The organism is Ancylobacter amanitiformis (genome assembly GCF_030814815.1).
GTDB lineage: Bacteria > Pseudomonadota > Alphaproteobacteria > Rhizobiales > Xanthobacteraceae > Ancylobacter > Ancylobacter amanitiformis.
Genome location: NZ_JAUSVR010000011.1, coordinates 62,259 through 80,781, shown reverse-complemented (window position 1 = coordinate 80,781; position 18,523 = coordinate 62,259). Strand labels below are relative to the sequence as shown.

The following is an 18,523-nucleotide window of genomic DNA, read 5'->3' as shown; positions in this document are numbered from 1 at the left end:
ACGCCGACGCGGCTGCTCACCGCATCTCCTCGGGAGCATCGACTCCAAGGATAGAGAGTCCTGAAGCGATGACCAGCGCAACCGCATGCACCAAAGCGAGTCGAGCATAGGTTGAATTTCGATCATCTTCTATAATGAAGCGTAAATGTGGCAAGTCCTTGCCGCGATTCCACTGCCCGTGAAGCGCACTGGCCAAATCGTAGAGATAGAACGCGACCCGGTGCGGCTCGCGCGCCGCTGCGGCCTGATCAACCAGTCGCGGATAGGCGGCGATCAATTTGGCCAGCCCCACCTCTCCTTCATCGTCGAGCCGCGACAGTTCGGCTTGCGCAAAGGCAGCTGGCTCCAACGGCAGATCCGGGAAAGCTTCCTTTGCGTTGCGCAGGATCGAGCGCGCGCGGGCATGGGCGTACTGGACATAGAATACCGGGTTGTCGCGCGACTGCTCCACCACCTTGGCGAGGTCGAAATCGAGCACCGCGTCGTTCTTGCGGTAGAGCATCATGAAGCGCACGGGATCGACGCCCACCTCCTCGACCACGTCGCGCAGCGTGACGAAGGTGCCGGCGCGTTTGGACATCTTCACCGGCTCGCCATTGCGCAGCAGGCGCACCAGCTGGCAGATCTCGACGTCCAGATGCCCTTCGCCCGCCGTGGCCGCCTTCACCGCCGCCTGCATGCGCTTGATGTAGCCGCCATGGTCGGCGCCCCACACGTCGATCATCTGGCGGAAGCCGCGATCGAACTTGTCCTTGTGGTAGGCGATGTCGGCGGCGAAATAGGTATAGGCGCCGTCCGACTTCACCAGCGGCCGGTCGATCTCGTCGCCGAACTGGGTGGCGCGGAACAGCGTCTGCTCGCGGTCCTCCCAGTCCTCCACCGGCGCGCCCTTGGGCGGCGGCAGGCTGCCCTGATAGACGAGGTCGCGCGCGCGCAGATCGTCCATCAGCCGATCGATGATCGAGGAATTGCCCCCCACGCGGGCGTGCAGCGTGCGCTCGGAGAAGAAGAGATCGAAGCGGATATTGAGCGCGGCCAGATCCGTGCGGATCATCGCCATCATGTCGTCGATGGCGATGATGCGCACGAGCGGCAGCCACTCGGCCTCGCTCTTGTCCAGCAGCGTCCGGCCGTATTTGGCGACGAGGTCGCGCCCCACCGGCTTGAGATAATCGCCGGGATAGAGCCCCTCGGGGATGGTGATCGTCTCGCCCAGCGCCTCGCGGTAGCGCAGATAGGCGGACTGGGCGAGCACGTCGACCTGCGCGCCGGCGTCGTTGATGTAATATTCGCGCGTCACCGCGAAGCCGGCAAAGGCGAGCAGGTTGGCGAGCGCGTCGCCGAACACCGCCCCCCGGCAATGGCCGACATGCATCGGCCCTGTCGGGTTGGCGGAGACATATTCGACATTGACCCGCGCGCCGGCCCCGATCGAGCCGCTGCCATAGGCGCGCCCCTGCGTCAGCACCGCGGCGAGGACGCGCGGCCAGAAAGAACCGTCCAGCGCGATATTGATGAAGCCGGGGCCGGCCACGTCCACCCGGCGCACGCCGGCTATGGCCCCGAGCCGGGCCGCCAGCAGGTCGGCGAGATCGCGCGGCTTCAGGCGCGCGTCCTTGGCCAGCACCATGGCGGCATTGGTGGCGAGGTCGCCATGGCTCGGGTCGCGCGGCGGCTCGACCACGACGCGCGAGACGTCGAGCCCGGCGGGCAGGATGCCCTCGACCGCCAGCGCACCGACGACGGCGCGAAGATGATCGGCGAAGATCGCGAAAAGGTTCATTCAGCAAACTCCCGGCACGGCAGGCCCTTATGAGGCGACGCGGCGGCTGGCGCTACCCCAGTTCAACCGGCAAGTCAAAAGCGACCAATCTTTGCCGCGCCTCCCACCGGCCCGCGCCACATCAGGCCACGCCGTGACGCCCCGGCGCGACGGCGCGTGGCGCGGGCGAGGGGCCGAACAGCCGTCCGTGCTCGGCCAGCGCGTAGCGGTCGGTCTGGCCGGCGATGAAATCAGCGATGCGCCGGGCCCGCGCGCCCTCGGTGCGCCCGGCGACGCTGGCACGCCACTCCGGCGGCAGCGCGGCGGTGTCGTCCATGTAGCGGTGGAACAGGTCGCGCACGACCTCGCCGGCGGCGTTCATCTCCGCCATCACGCGCGGATGGCGGTACATGCGCGGGAACAGGAAGGCCTTGATCGCCCGCTCCGCCGCCACCAGCCTCGGCGACAGGCCGACCAGCGCCGCCCCGGAATGGCGCACCGCATCGGCGCTGGCGGGCTGGGTCAGCGCGGCGCGCCGGCTTGTCTCGGCGACGACGTCCTCGATGAGCGCGGTGATGACCCGTCGGCCGATCTCGTGGATGAACCGCGCCCGGTCGATATCCGGCCAGCGGGTGCGAATGTCGGCGATGATGTCGCCGATCAGCGGCAGCGAGGCGAATTCCTCGATGTCGAACAGCCCGGCACGCAACCCGTCGTCGAGGTCGTGCACGTCATAGGCGATGTCGTCGGCGATGGCGGCAACCTGCGCCTCGGCGCCGGGCCAGCTCCACAGCCACAGGTCCTGCCGCTCGGCATGCACCTCGATGGCGTGCGGCAAGGGGCCTGTGAGCGGCCCGTTATGCTTCACGATGCCCTCAAGCGTCTCCCAGCTAAGGTTCAGCCCGTCGAAATCGGGGTAGCGATTCTCCAGCCGCGTGACGACGCGCAGCGACTGCGCATTGTGATCGAAGCCGCCATAGGCCCCCATGCAGGCGTCCAGCACGCGCTCGCCGGCATGGGCGAAGGGGGGATGGCCGAGATCATGCGCCAGCGCCAGCGCCTCGGCGAGGTCCTCGTCGAGGCCCAGCGCGCGGGCAATGGAGCGCGCCACCTGCACCACTTCCAGCGTGTGGGTGAGCCGGGTCCGGAAATGGTCGCCTTCGTGATAGGAGAAGACCTGCGTCTTGTAGGCGAGCCGGCGGAAGGCGGAGGAATGGATGATGCGGTCCGCGTCGCGGCGAAAGGCGCTGCGGCTGCCCGCATCCGGCTCGGGAAACAGGCGCCCCCGGCTTTCCTCGGCGTTCGACGCCCATGGCGCGCGCGGCTGTGCTCCGGCCACCGCCATGCGCGGACCTCCCCTGCAATGATCCCCCTTTGACTCGGGGGCGGCAGCACTTAACTATCGGGTTAAGTCATATTCAACCCGAAGGCACGCGACATGAGCGCCAGCCCGTCGATTTCGGCCGGTTCCACCGAACTCCCCTCTCCGCCCCCCAGCGTCGGCGTCACCGCCAGCGCCACTCGCCGCATTGCCGAGATCCTCAAGGGCGAGCCGCCCGAGAGCGTGCTGCGGGTGAGCGTGGAAGGGGGCGGCTGCTCCGGCTTCCAGTACAAGTTCGACATCACCACCGCGCGCGAGGCGGACGACATCCTGCTCGGCGATGAGGCGGCGCGCGTGGTCATCGACCCCGTGTCGCTGGAATACATGTCGGGATCGCAGCTCGACTTCGTCGACGACCTGATCGGCGCGTCCTTCCGCATCAACAACCCGCATGCCACCGCGTCCTGCGGCTGCGGCACCAGCTTCGCCCTGTGATGACCCCGGTCGGCGTGCTCTGCGCGATCCCGCAGGAGCTGGCCTATCTCGCCGACAATCTCATCGCCCCGGAAATGTCCGAGGCGGCCGGCATGCGCTTTCACGCCGGCCGCCTCGATGGGGCGCCGGTGGTGCTGGCCGAGGCCGGCATGGGCAAGGTGAACGCCGCCATCGCGGCGACGCTGCTGATCGAGCGATTCGGCTGCCGGCTGGTGCTGTTCTCCGGCATTGCCGGCGGGCTCGACCCGGAGCTTGCGGTGGGCGACGTGGTCATCGCCGATCACGTCGTGCAGCATGATGCCGGCTATCACTCGGAGGCCGGCTTCACCGTCTATCAGGCGGGACACCTGCCCTTCTTCAGCCCGCATGAAGGGCTGGGCCTCGCCGCCGATGCGGCGCTGCTCGCCCGCGTGCAGGGCGCGCTGGCCGATCTCGTGCTGGCCCCGCTCTCCTCCACCGATTCCGCCCGAGCGCCGCGCCTGCATGTCGGCCGGGTGCTCACCGGCGACCAGTTCGTCGGCAGCGAAAGCCTGCGCGAGCGCCTGTTCCGCGAACTCGGCGGGGCGGCGGTGGAGATGGAAGGCGCCGCCATGGCGCAGGTCTGCGCGGCGTTCGGCGTGCCCTGGCTGGTGATCCGCGCGCTCTCCGACCTTGCCGGCGCGCAGTCGCATTTCGACTTCCGGCTGTTCATCGAGGAAGTGGCGCTGTCCTCCGCGCTCATCGTCCGCCGGCTGCTGCCGGTGCTATAGAGTACGCGCCGATTCACGACTGCAGAAGGCCCGCCGATGCGCATCGCCACCTGGAACATCAATTCCATCCGGCTCCGGGTCGACAACATGATCACCTGGCTCAACGAAACCCGGCCGGATGTCGTGTGCCTGCAGGAGATCAAGTGCCAGGACGAGCAGTTCCCGCGCGAGGCGTTCGAGGGGCTGGGCTACAATGTTGCCGTGCACGGCCAGAAGGGTTTCAACGGCGTCGCCGTGCTGTCGCGCCTGCCTTTCGACGAGGTGACGACCGGCCTGCCCGGCGGGGATGGCGACGTGCAGTCGCGCTTCATCGAGGTGGTGGTGTCGACGGCGGAGGGCGTGGTGCGGGTATGCGGCCTCTATCTGCCGAACGGCAACCCGGTCGACAGCGAGAAATATCCCTACAAGCTCGACTGGATGGCCCGGCTCAAGGCGCATGTGGCCGGCCGGCTCGCCTTCGAGGAGCCGCTCGTGGTGTGCGGCGACTTCAACGTCATCCCGGAACCCGAGGACGCCGCCCATCCGGAGGCCTGGGTGCATGACGCGCTGTTCCTGCCGCAGACCCGCGCCGCCTTCCGCGAACTCATCAATCTCGGCCTGACCGACGCGCTGCGCGCGACGAGCGACGCGCCGGGACTCTACAGCTTCTGGGATTATCAGGCCGGCGCCTGGCAGAAGAATAACGGCATCCGCATCGATCACCTGCTGCTCTCGCCGCAGGCCAGCGACCGGCTGGCGGCGGTGGGCATCGACAAGCACGTGCGCAGTTGGGAGAAGCCGTCCGACCACGTGCCTGTCTGGGCGGACCTCGCCTTCAAGTAAGGGCTTTCGGCGCAGGCGAGCGCATCCACCCCCGGCCCTTGCGGGCACCTCTCCCGGTCCGGGAGACGCGCGGACCGCCTCAGCGGCCCGTCTTCACATATTGTTCGAGATAGACCAGCGCCATGGCGCGCTCGTCCGAATCCGCGGTCGAGAACGCGTCGTCATAGAGGTCGACCACCCATTTGTCGTCCGGGCCGGCGGCCGCCTCGCGCGCCAGGGTCAGCCACATCAGGCCGCGCGCGCCCTGGCGGGGCACGCCCTCATCGCCCTTGAACAGCAGCCCGCCGAGCGTCGCCTGCGCCTGGTACTGGCCCTTGTGCGCGGCCAAGCCGAGCCAGCGCGCAGCAAAGCGGGGATCCCGCGAGACGCCGTCGCCGTCGATATAGAGACGGGCAAGGTGATACTGCGCTTCCGGATCGCCGAAATAGGAGGCGGCATAGGCGAACATGTCGCGCGCCCGCCCGGGGTCGCGGCGCACCTTGCTGTTGGGAATGCCTTCGAGATAATAGGCGCCCAGCGCCACGAAGGCATCGGCCACAAAGCGGGCCTGCGGCGTCGACGGGTTGTCGTCGGCGTGCATGTTGGCGACCTGGGTGAAATACTCGAACGCCTTGATGTCGTTGCGCTCGACGCCCTCGCCCTCGGCATACATGCGCCCGAGCTTCCACTGCGCGCCGGCATGGCCCTGGTCGGCCGCGTAGCGCAGCGAATCGATGCCCTTCTCCATGTCGCCGGACCGCAGCGCCTGCGTGCCGAAGCGCACGGCTTCCTCCAGCGGACGAACTTTCGCGGGCGCCACGACGCCGGGAACCACCGCCTTGGGAAGCGCGGGGCCGGCGGCGGTGTCGGTCGAACCGTCGAACGCCAGCGCGGCGACGGGCGCGAGCGCCACCGCGGCGAGAGCGCCCATCAGGGCGAGGAGAGATGAACGCTCAAACATCCGCATAGCACGATGTCTCTGCCGCGCCGCCGGGATGGGTGACCGCCCCGTCACGGGCGGGTCCCACGGCTTGCGCGAACTTCCAGATGGCCCCCGAGCCGACGGGCGACGGACGTGGCTTCCACTGCGCCTTGCGGGCCGCGAATTCCTCGTCCGAGAGCGCCACGTCGAGCGTGCCCTCGATAGCGTCGATGGTGATGATGTCGCCGTCGCGGATGAGCCCGATCGGCCCGCCGACCGCCGCTTCCGGCCCGACATGGCCGATGCAGAAGCCGCGCGTGGCGCCGGAGAAGCGTCCGTCGGTGATCAGCGCCACCTTGTCGCCCGCGCCCTGCCCGTAGAGCGCGGCGGTGGTGGAGAGCATTTCCCGCATGCCCGGCCCGCCCTTGGGGCCCTCATAGCGGATGACCAGCACGTCGCCATCTTCATAGGCACGGTTGGTGACCGCCTCGAAGCAGGCCTCCTCGCCGTCGAAGCAGCGCGCGGGGCCGGTGAATTTCTGGTTCTTCATGCCCGCCACCTTCACGATGGCGCCGTCCGGGGCGAGGTTGCCCTGGAGGCCGACCACGCCGCCGGTGACGGTGATGGGATCATTGGCCGGGCGCACCACGTCCTGATGCGGGTTCCATTTCACCGAGGCGAGATTCTCGGCGATGGTGCGGCCGGTCACGGTGAGGCAGTCGCCGTGCAGGAAGCCGTGCTCCAGCAGCGTCTTCATCAGCAGCGGAATGCCGCCGGCCTCGAACATGTCCTTGGCGACATAGCGCCCGCCGGGCTTGAGGTCGGCGATATAGGGCGTGCGCTTGAAGATCGCGGCGACGTCGAACAGATCGAACTTGATGCCGGCCTCATGCGCCATGGCCGGCAGGTGCAGCGCCGCGTTAGTCGAGCCGCCGGACGCGGCGACCACGGTCGCGGCGTTTTCCAGCGCCTTCAGCGTGACGATGTCGCGCGGGCGGATGTTGCGGGCGATGAGGTCCATCACCTGCTCGCCCGCCGCCATGCAGAAGCGGTCGCGGATCTCGTAGGGCGCGGGCGCGCCGGCCGAATAGGGCAGCGCGAGGCCGATCGCCTCGGACACGGTCGCCATCGTGTTGGCGGTGAACTGCGCGCCGCAGGCTCCGGCCGAGGGGCAGGCGACCTGCTCCAGTTCGTCGAGGTCGTCATCCGACATCAGGCCGACCGAGTGCTTGCCGACCGCCTCGAACATGTCCTGCACGGTCACCGGCTGTCCGCGGAACGAGCCGGGCAGGATGGAGCCGCCATAGATGAAGATCGAGGGAACGTTGAGGCGCAGCATCGCCATCATCATGCCGGGCAGCGACTTGTCGCAGCCCGCCAAGCCGACCAGCGCATCATAGGCATGGCCGCGAATGGTGAGTTCGACACTGTCGGCGATCACCTCGCGCGAGGCGAGCGAGGCCTTCATGCCCTCGTGGCCCATGGCGATGCCGTCGGTGACGGTGATGGTGCAGAACTCGCGCGGCGTGCCGGCGGCGGCGGAAACGCCCTTCTTCACCGCCTGCGCCTGGCGCATCAGCGAGATGTTGCACGGCGCGGCCTCGTTCCAGCAGGAGGCCACGCCGACCAGCGGCTGGTGAATCTGTTCGCGCGTCAGACCCATCGCGTACAGATAGGACCGATGCGGCGCCCGCGCCGGCCCTTCCGTTACGTGACGACTGGGCAAATGCCGCTTGTCGATGATGGTCCTGACTTCCATTTCTGGTCGAGCATCCCGGTGCGGAGTTATTCTCGGGTGACCACACCCGGAAATTACTTTCCTCCGTCTATCCGTCGGATTTCGTGCCGGTTTGTGGCGGCTTCACGGCATGGCGGACGACGCTTCGGAACATGGTTGCGAATGCATGACGGTGTTGCCGACGAGTCACAAATCAGCGATAGGAGATTTCTTAGATATCGAGCGGTCGCCACGGCCTCGCGAGGGCCAATGAGCGGCCGCAGCGGAGGCACTTATGGGCCCGGTTTCCCCGCGTTTTCGTGACGTGAGCCGGGTTTCAATGCGCGGCGCGCAGAAACTCTTTGCCCGGCTGGGCCACACTTGAGGAGACGGACATGTCGAGCGGAAACATCGTCGAACGCCTGCGGGCCATGGCCGCCGATCTCGATCAGTTCCGCCGCGACAAGGTGGAGGACGAGCTTTCCGAGGCCGCCGACGTCATCGAGCGGCTGCGCGCGGAACTGGATCGCATGGAGCGTCAATCAGCGGCCGCGCCGGTGGCACCATCCGCCGGCGGCACGCCGCCCGGCGCCTGACCCTCCGCTCGCCTGACCCTCCGCTCGCCTCCTCGCCGCTCGCCTCCCCGCCGCTCGCCTGCCCGCCGCGGCAAGGGTTCGCTCAGTCGGCGGCGCTGCGCGTCCAGGTGGCCGACACCACCTCGGGCAAATGGCGGATGCGGGCAACGACGGCGTCGAGCTCGGAAATCCGCACCGAGGTGTTGACCAGCGTCGCCCGCAGCTCGGCCGATCCATCCGCCCGCTCGGTCGGCTCGATCACATCGACCGGGAACTGCGCCTTGTCCAGCAGAGCCGAGAGCTTGCCCTGCAACTCGGCGGGGTCGGCGCGCGTCACCACGTTGACGCCATAGGTCGCCTCGGTCGATTCCTCGGAGCGCGGGATGCGCTCCAGCGCCGAGACCAGCGGGCGCAGCATGGTGTTGCCCGCCAGCACGAAGGCGGTCAGCAGAACCGCCTGGGCGATGAGGTCCGCGCCCGCGCAGGCCCCCACCGCCGCCGAGCACCACAGCGTCGCCGCCGTGTTGAGGCCGCGAATATTCGCGCCCTCCTTCATGATGACGCCGGCGCCGAGAAAGCCGATGCCCGAGACGACATAGGCGACGACACGCACCGCTCCGTCCGGGCCGGCAAGGTGCATCGCCATGTCGACGAACTGGCAGGCGCCGATTGCCACCAGAACATTGGTGCGCAGCCCCGCGGTACGCTGGCGATACTGGCGCTCGGCGCCGATCAGCGTGCCCAGTCCGAACGCGGCGAGCAGGCTGACCAGCGTGGCGAGGAAGTCGCCCGCGTTGAAGCTCTCGATGAACGGCATCGTCGATTCTCCGCCGTTTCCGGCCCCAGTATCAGCCCTGCCCGGCCGTGCTCAGCCCAGCCGGCCCCCGCCGCCCGGCTCAGGCCGCCTTGCTGAGCCGCACCAGTGCCTCGCGAATGCGCGCGGCGCGCGCCTGCGCCGTCTCGCGCCGCTCGCGCTGCTCCTCGATAACCTCCTCGGGCGCCCGCTTGATGAAGTCGGCATTGCCGAGCTTGGCGTCGACCTTGGCGACGTCGTCCATCGCCTTGGCCAGTTCCTTGGCAAGGCGTGCGGCTTCCGCGTCCATGTCGATAATGCCGGCGAGCGGCAGCGCCGCCGTCTCGCTGCGCACCACCACCTGCACCGAGCCGGCCGGCGCCTCCATCTCGAACGCGACGCCCGACAGCCGCGCCAGGCGCACCAGCACGTCGTGCCAGACGACGATGCGGGCCTTCGCCTCCTCGCTGGCCCCCACCAGCACGAGCGGGATCTGCGCGCCGGCCGGCACGTTCATCTCGGCACGGACGGAGCGGATCTCCATCACCAGTTCGATGAGCCAGCCAATCTCCGCCTCGGCCTGCGGCGCGTCCAGCCCCGTGAGGCTCGACCACGGCGCCAGCACCAGAAGCCCCGTGCGCGGCGCGCCGGTCTCGGCGGTGCGCGCCCACAATTCCTCGGTGAGGAAGGGCATGAAGGGGTGGAGCAGCTTGAGGATCTCGTCGAGCACGAAGGCCGTGGTGGCCCGCGTCTCGCCCTTCCAGCCGGAGCCTTCGCTCATGAACACCGGCTTGGCGAGTTCGAGATACCAGTCGCAGAAGATGTTCCACACGAAGCGGTAGGCCGCGCCCGCCGCCTCGTTGAACCTGTAGGCTTCCAGCGCCGCGGTGATCTCGGCGCCCGCCTTCTGGGTCTCGCTGATGATCCAGCGGTTGAGCGTCGATTCCGCATTGCGCGGATCGAAGGCCGGGTCGCGCCGGCACTCGTTCAGCTCGGCAAAGCGGGCGGCGTTCCACAGCTTGGTCGCGAAGTTACGGTAGCCCTCGACACGGCTGGTCGCGAGCTTGATGTCTCGGCCCTGCGCGGCCATGGCGGCGAGGGTGAAGCGCAGCGCATCGGCGCCGTACTGGTCAACCAGCGACAGGGGATCGATGACGTTGCCCTTGGACTTCGACATCTTGGCGCCCTTCTCGTCGCGGACGAGGGCGTGGATGTAGATGTCCTTGAACGGCACCTCGCCGTCCATGAAATGCAGCCCCATCATCATCATCCGGGCCACCCAGAAGAAGATGATGTCGAAGCCGGTGATCAGCACCGAGGTCGGGTAGAAGCGCTTCAGTTCCGAGGTCTCGTCCGGCCAGCCCAGCGTCGAGAAGGGCCACAGGGCCGAGGAGAACCAGGTGTCGAGCACGTCCTCGTCGCGGGTGATCAGCGCCGCCCGCCTGTCGGGGTCGCCCGCCAGTTCGCGGGCCTCCTCATCGGTGATGATGCCGGCCTGCACGCAATGAGCGAGCGCGCTGGCGACCGCCGCCTCTTCGGTCTCCTCGACGAACACCGTGCCATCGGGCCCGTACCAGGCCGGGATCTGGTGGCCCCACCACAGCTGCCGCGAGACGCACCAGGGCTGGATGTTCTCCAGCCAGTCGAAATAGGTCTTCTCCCAATTCTTCGGGACGAAGGAGGTCGCCCCCTCGCGCACGGCGGCCAGCGCAGGCTGGGCCAGCGTATGCGCGTCCACATACCATTGGTCGGTCAGCCAGGGCTCGATGACCACGTTGGAGCGGTCGCCATGGGGCACCATGTTGGTGTGCGGCTCGATCTTGTCGACCAGCCCGCGCTCCTCGAACAGCGCGACCACGGCCTTCCGCGCGGCCTCCCGGCTCTGGCCGTCCAGCGCCAGCACGATATCGAGATCCGCGCCGGGCGCGGCATCATCGAGAAATTCGGCATTGCCCTTCAGCGCGAGCCGCGCCTCGGCGTCGAGCACGTTGATCATCGCCAGCGCATGCCGGCGACCGACCTCGAAGTCGTTGAAATCGTGCGCCGGGGTGATCTTGACCGCGCCGGTGCCCTTGGTCGGGTCGGAATAGGTGTCGGCAACGATGGGAATCAGCCGGCCGACCAGCGGCAGCCGCACCTTCGCGCCGGCGGCGACCAGGCCCTGATAGCGCGGATCCTCGGGGTGCACCGCCACCGCCGTGTCGCCCAGCATGGTCTCGGGCCGCGTGGTGGCGACGACGATATAGTCGCGCGTCTCGAACTCGAAGGGCTGGCCATCCTCATCGAAGACGATGGGATGCTGATAGGTCACGCCATCGGCGAGCGGGTAGCGGAAGTGCCAGAGGTGGCCCTTCACCTCGACCTGCAGCACTTCAAGATCGGAAATGGCCGACTGGAACTTGGGGTCCCAGTTCACAAGGCGCTTGTCCTTGTAGATCAACCCTTCCTTGTAGAGCTGCACGAACACCTTGACGACGGCGCGCGAGAGCCCCTCGTCCATGGTGAAGCGCTCGCGCGACCAGTCGCAGGAGGCGCCCAGCTTCTTCAGCTGGTTGATGATGGTGCCGCCGGATTCGTCCTTCCACGCCCAGACGCGGTCGACGAAGGGGCCGCGCCCCATCTCCCGCCGGCCGGGCAGCTGGCGTTCGGCAAGCTGGCGCTCGACCACCATCTGGGTGGCGATGCCGGCATGGTCGGTGCCCACCTGCCACAGCACGTCCTTGCCGCGCATGCGCTCGAAGCGGCAGAGAATATCCTGCAGCGTGTTGTTGAGCGCGTGCCCCATATGGAGCGAGCCGGTGACGTTGGGCGGCGGGATGACGATGCAATAGGGATCGGCGCCGGCCCGCTCGGGTCGACCGGCCTTGAACGCGTCGGCCTCCACCCATGTGCGGTAGATGCGGTCTTCCACGGCGGCGGGATCGAACCTGTTGTCGAGCATTTTGGCTCCGGCACCTCGAATTGAACGGGTGCGAGAGAAAGCGGAGCCTTGGCCTCGAGTCAACACGCCAAACCGTCAACGCATCCGCGACGGCCGGCAAAGCGCCCGGTGAGGGCAGCGGACCCACACGCGGCAGGTCGCCCGGAAGCGCACCGGAGGAAAACCCGCCGGTGCGCCCGTCATCAGCGTCGGATCACTGGCCCTGGCGGGTGACGCGCTCGATCTCGGCCCGCACCAGCCGCTCGACCAGCGTCGGCAGGTTTTCGTCCAGCCACGCTTTCAGCATGGGACGGACCGCTTCGGCGACGAGGTCGTCCACCGTCCGCGAGTTCGATGCCACGGTGCGCGCCAGCGTGCCGAAGGCGTTGGAGACCGCGGCCGTGGTGATGTTCGACACCAGCCGCGAGCTGCCCTCGGCGACCGGCGCCTCGGCGGCGACCGAACGCAGCGAGGGAGCGAAGCGGGGCTCGGCGAAGCGGCTGCCCGCGTTGGCCTCGGGCGCGCGAATGTCTTCCGCCGGCTCGGCGGCGTATGCACGCGACGAAACGGGGACGGGCTTGGCAGGCACCTGCATGTCGGCGGTCTCCGGAACGGATGTAGCTTCAATCATGGCGAAGGCGGCGCGCAGCGACGCCGGAATATCAGTCATGCCGTCCGCGAAGCGGGGCGCGACAGCGGAGCGAAGGTCATCATTTACCGCTGCCCCCGACAGCACCAGCGAGCCCTCGACGGCGCGAGACGACACTGCCGCATCAACGGCATCGGCCACGTCCGGAAATCCGGCGAACCCGTCGGGCGCAAACGAACCGTGGCGCAGGTCGAAGGCATCGCCGACCGGCTCATTTTCGAGAGACGCATAGGCCAGATCATCGGCGGACGAAGCCGAAGCGGCCTCCTCGCTCCGGGAGGCCGCTGCCGGTTCAGCCGCGAGCGCATCGCCGGACGGCTCCCCCTCCCCGCGCGGCAGCTCGGCAGCGCGCGACCGGGAGTTCGTGGCCGTCTCGACCCGCGACGATTCAGCCGGCGCGGAAAGTGGGTCACCGGCAACATCGTCCGAGATGATGCGCCGGATGGAGGCGAGTATTTCCTCCATCGACGGCTCACTGGCCCGTGCATTCGCCGACATGTCCAAAATCCAGTCTCGAATCGCCGCGCCGCCGTCTCAAAAACCGCGCGACCCGCACGAATCACTCGTGAACGCTTCGTAAATATGACACCGCCTATAGCATGGCGCCACGCGCAGGCCGGCGGTCATTGTGGAGAAGAGCACCCCCACACACAGGTTCCATCGCCCCGCGCGGACAGGGTGCCGGACAACCGCGCGGGAGACGCGGCGCAGGAGAGGCGGTGCAGGAGACGCGGCGCCGGTCATTCGACCAAGGAGTTGCTGACCGCCCTGCCCGCCCCGCATGCACACAAGTCGGCACATGGCCGGGAGTGCCGGGCACACCGAGACGACGGACAGATCCGCACGAAAAAGGGGCGGCTCACCGCCGCCCCGTATCGTGTCTCGCGAATGCCGTCCCGCGAAGCCGCCCGCTTCCGGGCCGGTGGCTCAATCGCCGCCGGGGGTGCGCACGCCAACCCAGGCGTCGCGGACCTGCTCGTAGTGAACCTTCGGATTGTAGGTCGCGATCTTCAGCCCGAGCCGGGTCGCATTGAGGTCGCCCGTCGCCGACAGCACGGCGTAGGAGGCGACCACGCGGTCGCGCTGGGCGGTGACGAGGCTTGCGCGGGCGTTGAACAGCGCGGTCTGCGCGTTCAGCACGTCAAGCGTGGTGCGCTGGCCGACACGCCATTCCTCGCGCACGCCGCGCAGCGCGATCTCGTTCGCCGCGACGGAAGCCTGCGCCGACTCGATGGCGGCCTTGGAGGCCTGCAACGCGCCCCAGTACTGAACGACGTTGGCGCGCACCTGCTCGCGGTTGACGTCCACCTCGATGCGCAACTGCCCGAGCGTTTCCTTGCTTTGCCGGATGTTCGCAAACTCGGCGCCGCCCTGATAGATCGGCACGTTGAGATTCAGCGTGGCCGCGGCGGAGGTCGTCCGCTGGACGTAGGTCTGGCTGTTATAGTCCGACGATGCCTGCCCATTGAGGGTCAGCGTCGGCGAAAGCGCCGCTTCGGCCACCTTGACGTTGGAAAGACCGGCATCGACGGCGAACTGCGCCGACTTGATGGCAGGATGCTTGCCGAGGCCCGTTTCCACCGCGAGCGGCAGCGTCTTGGGCAGAAGGCCGTCGATCGGACGTCCCGGCGTCAGCTTGGTCGGGCGCAGGCCGATGACCTGGAAGAACACCGCATTGGAGGTGTTCAGGTTGGATTCGGCCAGCGCGAGTTCGCTCTGGGCAGTGGCGACGGACGCCTCGGCCTGGGCCACGTCGGTGCGGGTGATTTCACCCACCGAGAAACGGTCCCGGGCGGCGCGCAATTCCTCGCGCAGGGCCTGCAGGTTCTGCTTCTGCAATTCGAGCAGCGCGGAATTCTGCAGCACGTTCATATAGGCGGTCGCCGCGTCGAGCAGCACCAGCTGCTCGGTGTTGCGCAGCAGTTCCCGCTGGCCGCGCACCTGCGATTCGGCACTGCGAACCGAGTTCGCCGTCTTCAGGCCATCATAGATGGTCTGACTGATCGTCACTCCGACGCCATACGGCCAGGTCGTTGAGTGTGTGGTCCCGCTGACGTTCTGGGACGAGAGGGTGGAACTGCCCACCTTCGACTCGCTCCACTGCGTTCCATAATACGCCGTGCCGAAGATCTGCGGGCGATAGCCCGCCAGAGCGATCGGCACGTATTCGTCGGTGACGCGCGTTGCGGCGCGCTGCGAGTTCAGCGTCGGATTATTCTTGTAGGCAGCCGCCAATGCCTCATCGAGAGATTGAGACAGGGCAGGATGCGAAACCCCCACAAGACATATCACCGCTGCGCACGCGAAGAACCTGCCCCCGGCAGCTGACAGCCACATCATCCAAACCCCTGCGAACGCTCGTTCGATGCGGAGCCGCCTGCCTGGGGCGACTCTCTATGTTCATTTTCACGTGGTGGCAGAATATGTGGTCGCTATCGAACTGTGAACCTTTGGACCGGCCGACGCGTCGATTTAATCGCACACGCGGCAGATCAGCCACAGAGGGGTGCCAAGCCCTTCAAAATACAAAGCTTAAGCGTGCCTCGAAGCCCGGCAAGGTGGGCACGGCGGCATCGAAAACGACGCGGCTGCCAATACCACCTGTGGTTTTGGTAAATATAGTCGCACGTCCAGCACGTCCCCGGCCGAGCACGGCGACCAGCCGCCCGCCCGGCTTGAGCTGCGCGAGCAGCGTCTCCGGAGCCGAATCGACCGAGCCGTTGAGCAGAATCACGTCGTAGGGAGCCTCGGCCGGCCAGCCGGCCGTCATCGTCCCCTGCACATAGGCCGCGTTGAGCAGGCCGAGATCGACCAGCACGGCGGAGCCTTGCGCGGCGAGCGCGGCATCTTCCTCCAGCGCCACCACCTGGCCCGCCAGCTTGGCCAGCACGGCGGTGGAGTAGCCGGAGGCGGCGCCGACATCCAGCACCAGCGCGTCCGGCCCGATCTCCGCCGCCTGCAGCAGCTTGGCCAGCACCATCGGCTCCATGAGGTAGCGCGAGGGATTGCCTTCCTTCACCAGCAGGTCGTCGTCGATGTAGGCGAAGTTGCGCAGCCCGGCGGGCACGAAGCGCTCGCGCGGGGTCTCCATCATGGCGGCGACGATGCGAAGGTCGGTGACATCGTTGGCACGCACCTGCGCGTCGACCATGGCGCGACGCATCTCAGCGAAATCGATCATTCGGGGACAACCTCGATGCTGCACCCACCGCTCCCCAAAGGCCCTGGAGCGCGGCGCGGGTAAAAATCCGCAGCAGAATTGCGGCACGCGCGCGCGCAATGCAAGCCTTCGATAACGGCCTTCGATACCGGCCTTCGATATCGGGGCTCAACGCCCGGCCGTCGCCCCGCCGGTGCGAGACCGGCCGGTGCGAGACCGACCTGCCCTTGCACGACCAAGATCGATCTGCCCTTGCACGACAAGGCGTCGCCGCCGGCCCGGCCCGACGTTTCCCTCGCGGCTCGCCACGGTTTCGCGGCGCGCGTCCCGGCGGCGCTCGCCTTTTGAACCCCGCGCGGGGCGGCGCGCCATCCCCAACTGGCGCGGGAGAACCGCTGAGAACCGCGCAAGGTCCGTTGCCGATCCCGGACGGCTCTGTTATGAGGCGCCCCGGTCATCCGGATGACGACGCATCGTCGCCCCGGACGGCCACGTGGCGGAGTGGTTACGCAGCGGACTGCAAATCCGCGTACGGGGGTTCGATTCCCTCCGTGGCCTCCAGTTCACGCGCGCGCCGCCGGCAGCCTGTTTCATGGGCCGCCGGCGGCGCGTGTCGCCTGCCATGCCAAGGCCGGGCCGCGACGTGCCGACGTTTGACAACGCACCCCGAACGTCGTTGATGATGCCGCGCCGGGGGGCGGCCGCAGATGCACGCGTGCATGCAGGTGCCGTATTTTCACGATACCGCTCGATATCAAGGGAACTGCCTGATGGTGCCGACCAAGCTGGCCAATGCCTTCCGTAACATAATCAGCCCCGAGACCCGGGACACGATCCGGCGGCTGATAATGACTGACGGACGCCGGCACTGGAAGGGCTATGCCATTTCCTTCGTCTTCATGGGCATCATGGCGGGAACCACGTCCGGCCTCGCCTATCTCATGGGCGACGTGGTCAACCGAATCTTCGTGCAGCAGAATTCGGCAGCCGTCTGGATTCTTTCCGGCGCCGTGCTGGCGCTGAGCATCACCAAGGGCTTCGCCACCTACGGCCAGGCGGTCTCGCTCTCGCGCGTGGGCAACCGCATCGTCGCCGACAACCAGAAGCGCGTGCTGAACCGGCTGCTGACGCAGGACGTCGCCTATTTCAGCGGCAGCCACACCGCCGAGATCATGCTGCGCTTCAGCAACGGCGCCCAGGCCGCGCGCAACGTGCTGAACCTCCTGATCACCAGCATCGGCCGCGATTTCCTCTCGGTGGTCGGCCTCACCGCCGTGATGATCGCGCAGGATCCGTTCATGGCGCTCATCGGCCTGCTGGTGATGCCCATCGCGGTCGGCGGCGTGCGCAGCCTCATCCGCAAGGTGCAGAAGATCTTCCAGCGCGAGTTCCACTCGGCCGTGCAGATCATGACCGAATCGCTCGAAGCCTTCCAGGGCATCCGCACCGTCAAGTCCTTCACCATGGAGGACAACATGCGCACCAAGATCTACGGGCGCATCGACGGGCTGGAGAAGGCCTCCAACCGCATGATCCGCGCGCAGTCGCAGTCCGGCCCGCTGATGGAAGCGCTGGGCGGCGTCGCCGTCGGCCTGGTCATCATGTATGCCGGCTGGGGCGTGCTGCATGGCGGGCGCACGCCGGGCGAGTTCTTCTCGGTCATCACCGCGCTGCTGCTCAGCTATGAGCCGGCCAAGCGGCTCGCGCGCCTCAATATCGATATCACGCCCCAGTTGCTCGGCGCGCGGATGCTGTTCGAGATTCTCGACCGCAAGGCGGTGGAGGTTGACCCGCCGGGCGCGGCGGATCTCAAGCTCGCGGGCGGCAGCGTCGAGTTCAAGGACGTCCATTTCGGCTACCGCGAGGGCGAGCCGGTGCTGCGCGGCCTCAGCTTCGTTGCCGAGGGAGGCCGTACCACCGCGCTGGTCGGCCCCTCGGGCGGCGGCAAGAGCACGGTGATGAGCCTGCTGGAGCGCTTCTACGAGCTGGAATCGGGCAGCATCTGCGTCGACGGCCAGGACATCACGCAGGTTACCTATCGCTCGCTGCGCAATGCCATCGGCTTCGTGAGCCAGGACGTGTTCCTGTTCTCCGGCACCATCCGCGACAACATCGCCACCGGCCGGCCGGGGGCCACCGATGAGGAAATCATCGCCGCAGCCCGCGCCGCGCATGCCCACGACTTCATCAGCGGCTTCGCGGACGGCTATGGCAGCCAGGTCGGCGAGCAGGGCACGCAGCTCTCCGGCGGCCAGCGCCAGCGCATCGCCATCGCCCGCGCCTTCCTGAAGGACGCGCCGATCCTGCTGCTGGACGAGGCCACCGCCGCGCTCGATAGCGAATCGGAGGCGGAAGTGCAGCGCGCGCTGCGCCAGCTGCAGATGAACCGCACCACCATCGTGATCGCCCACCGCCTGCAGACCGTGGTCAATGCCGACCGGATCTGCGTGGTCGATCAGGGCCGCGTAAGCGAGAGCGGACGCCATGACGAGCTGATCGCGCGGCGCGGCCGCTACTTCAATTTCCACCAGCTTCAGTTCGCCGGACAGGAGCAGCGGCTCAGCGCCTGACAAGGTTATCCACATGGCCACGCGGTTCCCGCTTCACAAATGGGAACCACGTTGCTATATCGCCCACCTCCGAGGCGCTCGGCGCCTCC

The 18,523-nt window shown here is 67.7% G+C and carries 14 protein-coding genes and 1 tRNA gene; 6 read left to right on the top strand and 9 right to left on the bottom strand.

Going from position 1 to position 18,523, the window contains the following annotated elements:
* Positions 1 to 16: 16 nt before the first annotated feature.
* Both argS and QOZ99_RS15895 read right to left on the bottom strand, forming a co-directional pair.
* Complete coding sequence (gene argS, locus QOZ99_RS15900) at positions 17 to 1,783, bottom strand: arginine--tRNA ligase (RefSeq protein ID WP_306890979.1); 1,767 nt, start codon at positions 1,781 to 1,783, stop codon at positions 17 to 19.
* Between the two features lie 121 nt (positions 1,784 to 1,904).
* A complete protein-coding gene (locus QOZ99_RS15895; protein WP_306890978.1) occupies positions 1,905 to 3,107 on the bottom strand; it encodes a deoxyguanosinetriphosphate triphosphohydrolase in 1,203 nt (400 codons plus the stop codon).
* A 93-nt stretch (positions 3,108 to 3,200) separates the two neighbouring features.
* Here QOZ99_RS15895 and QOZ99_RS15890 point away from each other — a divergent pair, with 93 nt between their 5' ends.
* The 3 genes from QOZ99_RS15890 to xth are packed head-to-tail and all read left to right on the top strand — an operon-like array spanning position 3,201 to position 5,149.
* The gene (locus tag QOZ99_RS15890) at positions 3,201 to 3,578 is read left to right on the top strand and encodes a HesB/IscA family protein (RefSeq protein ID WP_306890977.1); all 378 of its coding nucleotides are present in this window, start codon (positions 3,201 to 3,203) and stop codon (positions 3,576 to 3,578) included.
* Positions 3,578 to 4,327, top strand: coding sequence for a 5'-methylthioadenosine/adenosylhomocysteine nucleosidase (locus QOZ99_RS15885; RefSeq protein WP_306890976.1), 750 nt, complete (start codon positions 3,578 to 3,580; stop codon positions 4,325 to 4,327). The genes QOZ99_RS15890 and QOZ99_RS15885 overlap by 1 nt, the downstream gene beginning before the upstream one ends.
* 36 nt (positions 4,328 to 4,363) lie before the next feature.
* Positions 4,364 to 5,149 (top strand): exodeoxyribonuclease III, encoded by a 786-nt coding sequence (xth, locus tag QOZ99_RS15880; RefSeq protein ID WP_306890975.1) that lies wholly within the window; start codon positions 4,364 to 4,366, stop codon positions 5,147 to 5,149.
* A 79-nt stretch (positions 5,150 to 5,228) separates the two neighbouring features.
* On the opposite strand, the gene QOZ99_RS15875 is transcribed toward xth, so the two are convergent.
* Both QOZ99_RS15875 and ilvD read right to left on the bottom strand, forming a co-directional pair.
* Positions 5,229 to 6,095 (bottom strand): tetratricopeptide repeat protein, encoded by an 867-nt coding sequence (locus QOZ99_RS15875; protein WP_306890974.1) that lies wholly within the window; start codon positions 6,093 to 6,095, stop codon positions 5,229 to 5,231.
* Positions 6,082 to 7,809: a dihydroxy-acid dehydratase gene (gene ilvD, locus QOZ99_RS15870; protein WP_306890973.1), complete on the bottom strand. Its 1,728-nt coding sequence runs from the start codon at positions 7,807 to 7,809 to the stop codon at positions 6,082 to 6,084. The genes QOZ99_RS15875 and ilvD overlap by 14 nt, the downstream gene beginning before the upstream one ends.
* Positions 7,810 to 8,162: 353 nt before the next feature.
* Between ilvD and QOZ99_RS15865 the strand changes: the two genes are divergently transcribed.
* Entirely contained in the window at positions 8,163 to 8,363 is a 201-nt protein-coding gene (locus QOZ99_RS15865; protein ID WP_306890971.1) for a hypothetical protein, read from the top strand.
* A gap of 82 nt (positions 8,364 to 8,445) precedes the next feature.
* Here the strand turns inward: QOZ99_RS15865 and QOZ99_RS15860 are convergent, their stop codons facing one another.
* The 5 genes from QOZ99_RS15860 to QOZ99_RS15840 all read right to left on the bottom strand — a co-directional run bounded on the left by QOZ99_RS15860 (position 8,446) and on the right by QOZ99_RS15840 (position 15,885).
* Positions 8,446 to 9,159: an MgtC/SapB family protein gene (locus QOZ99_RS15860; protein ID WP_306890970.1), complete on the bottom strand. Its 714-nt coding sequence runs from the start codon at positions 9,157 to 9,159 to the stop codon at positions 8,446 to 8,448.
* A gap of 79 nt (positions 9,160 to 9,238) precedes the next feature.
* Entirely contained in the window at positions 9,239 to 12,076 is a 2,838-nt protein-coding gene (locus QOZ99_RS15855) for a valine--tRNA ligase (RefSeq protein ID WP_306890969.1), read from the bottom strand.
* Positions 12,077 to 12,269: 193 nt separating this feature from the next.
* A complete protein-coding gene (locus QOZ99_RS15850) occupies positions 12,270 to 13,202 on the bottom strand; it encodes a DUF2497 domain-containing protein (protein ID WP_306890968.1) in 933 nt (310 codons plus the stop codon).
* A 429-nt stretch (positions 13,203 to 13,631) separates the two neighbouring features.
* Positions 13,632 to 15,041, bottom strand: a complete 1,410-nt coding sequence (locus QOZ99_RS15845; RefSeq protein ID WP_306891036.1) for a TolC family outer membrane protein — start codon at positions 15,039 to 15,041, stop codon at positions 13,632 to 13,634.
* Between the two features lie 181 nt (positions 15,042 to 15,222).
* Positions 15,223 to 15,885: a protein-L-isoaspartate O-methyltransferase family protein gene (locus QOZ99_RS15840; protein ID WP_306890967.1), complete on the bottom strand. Its 663-nt coding sequence runs from the start codon at positions 15,883 to 15,885 to the stop codon at positions 15,223 to 15,225.
* Positions 15,886 to 16,351: 466 nt separating this feature from the next.
* Here QOZ99_RS15840 and QOZ99_RS15835 point away from each other — a divergent pair.
* Positions 16,352 to 16,425, top strand: a tRNA-Cys gene (locus QOZ99_RS15835).
* Between the two features lie 209 nt (positions 16,426 to 16,634).
* On the top strand, positions 16,635 to 18,434 hold the full coding sequence (locus QOZ99_RS15830; protein ID WP_370876870.1) for an ABC transporter ATP-binding protein: 1,800 nt from the start codon (positions 16,635 to 16,637) through the stop codon (positions 18,432 to 18,434).
* Positions 18,435 to 18,523 lie beyond the last annotated feature (89 nt).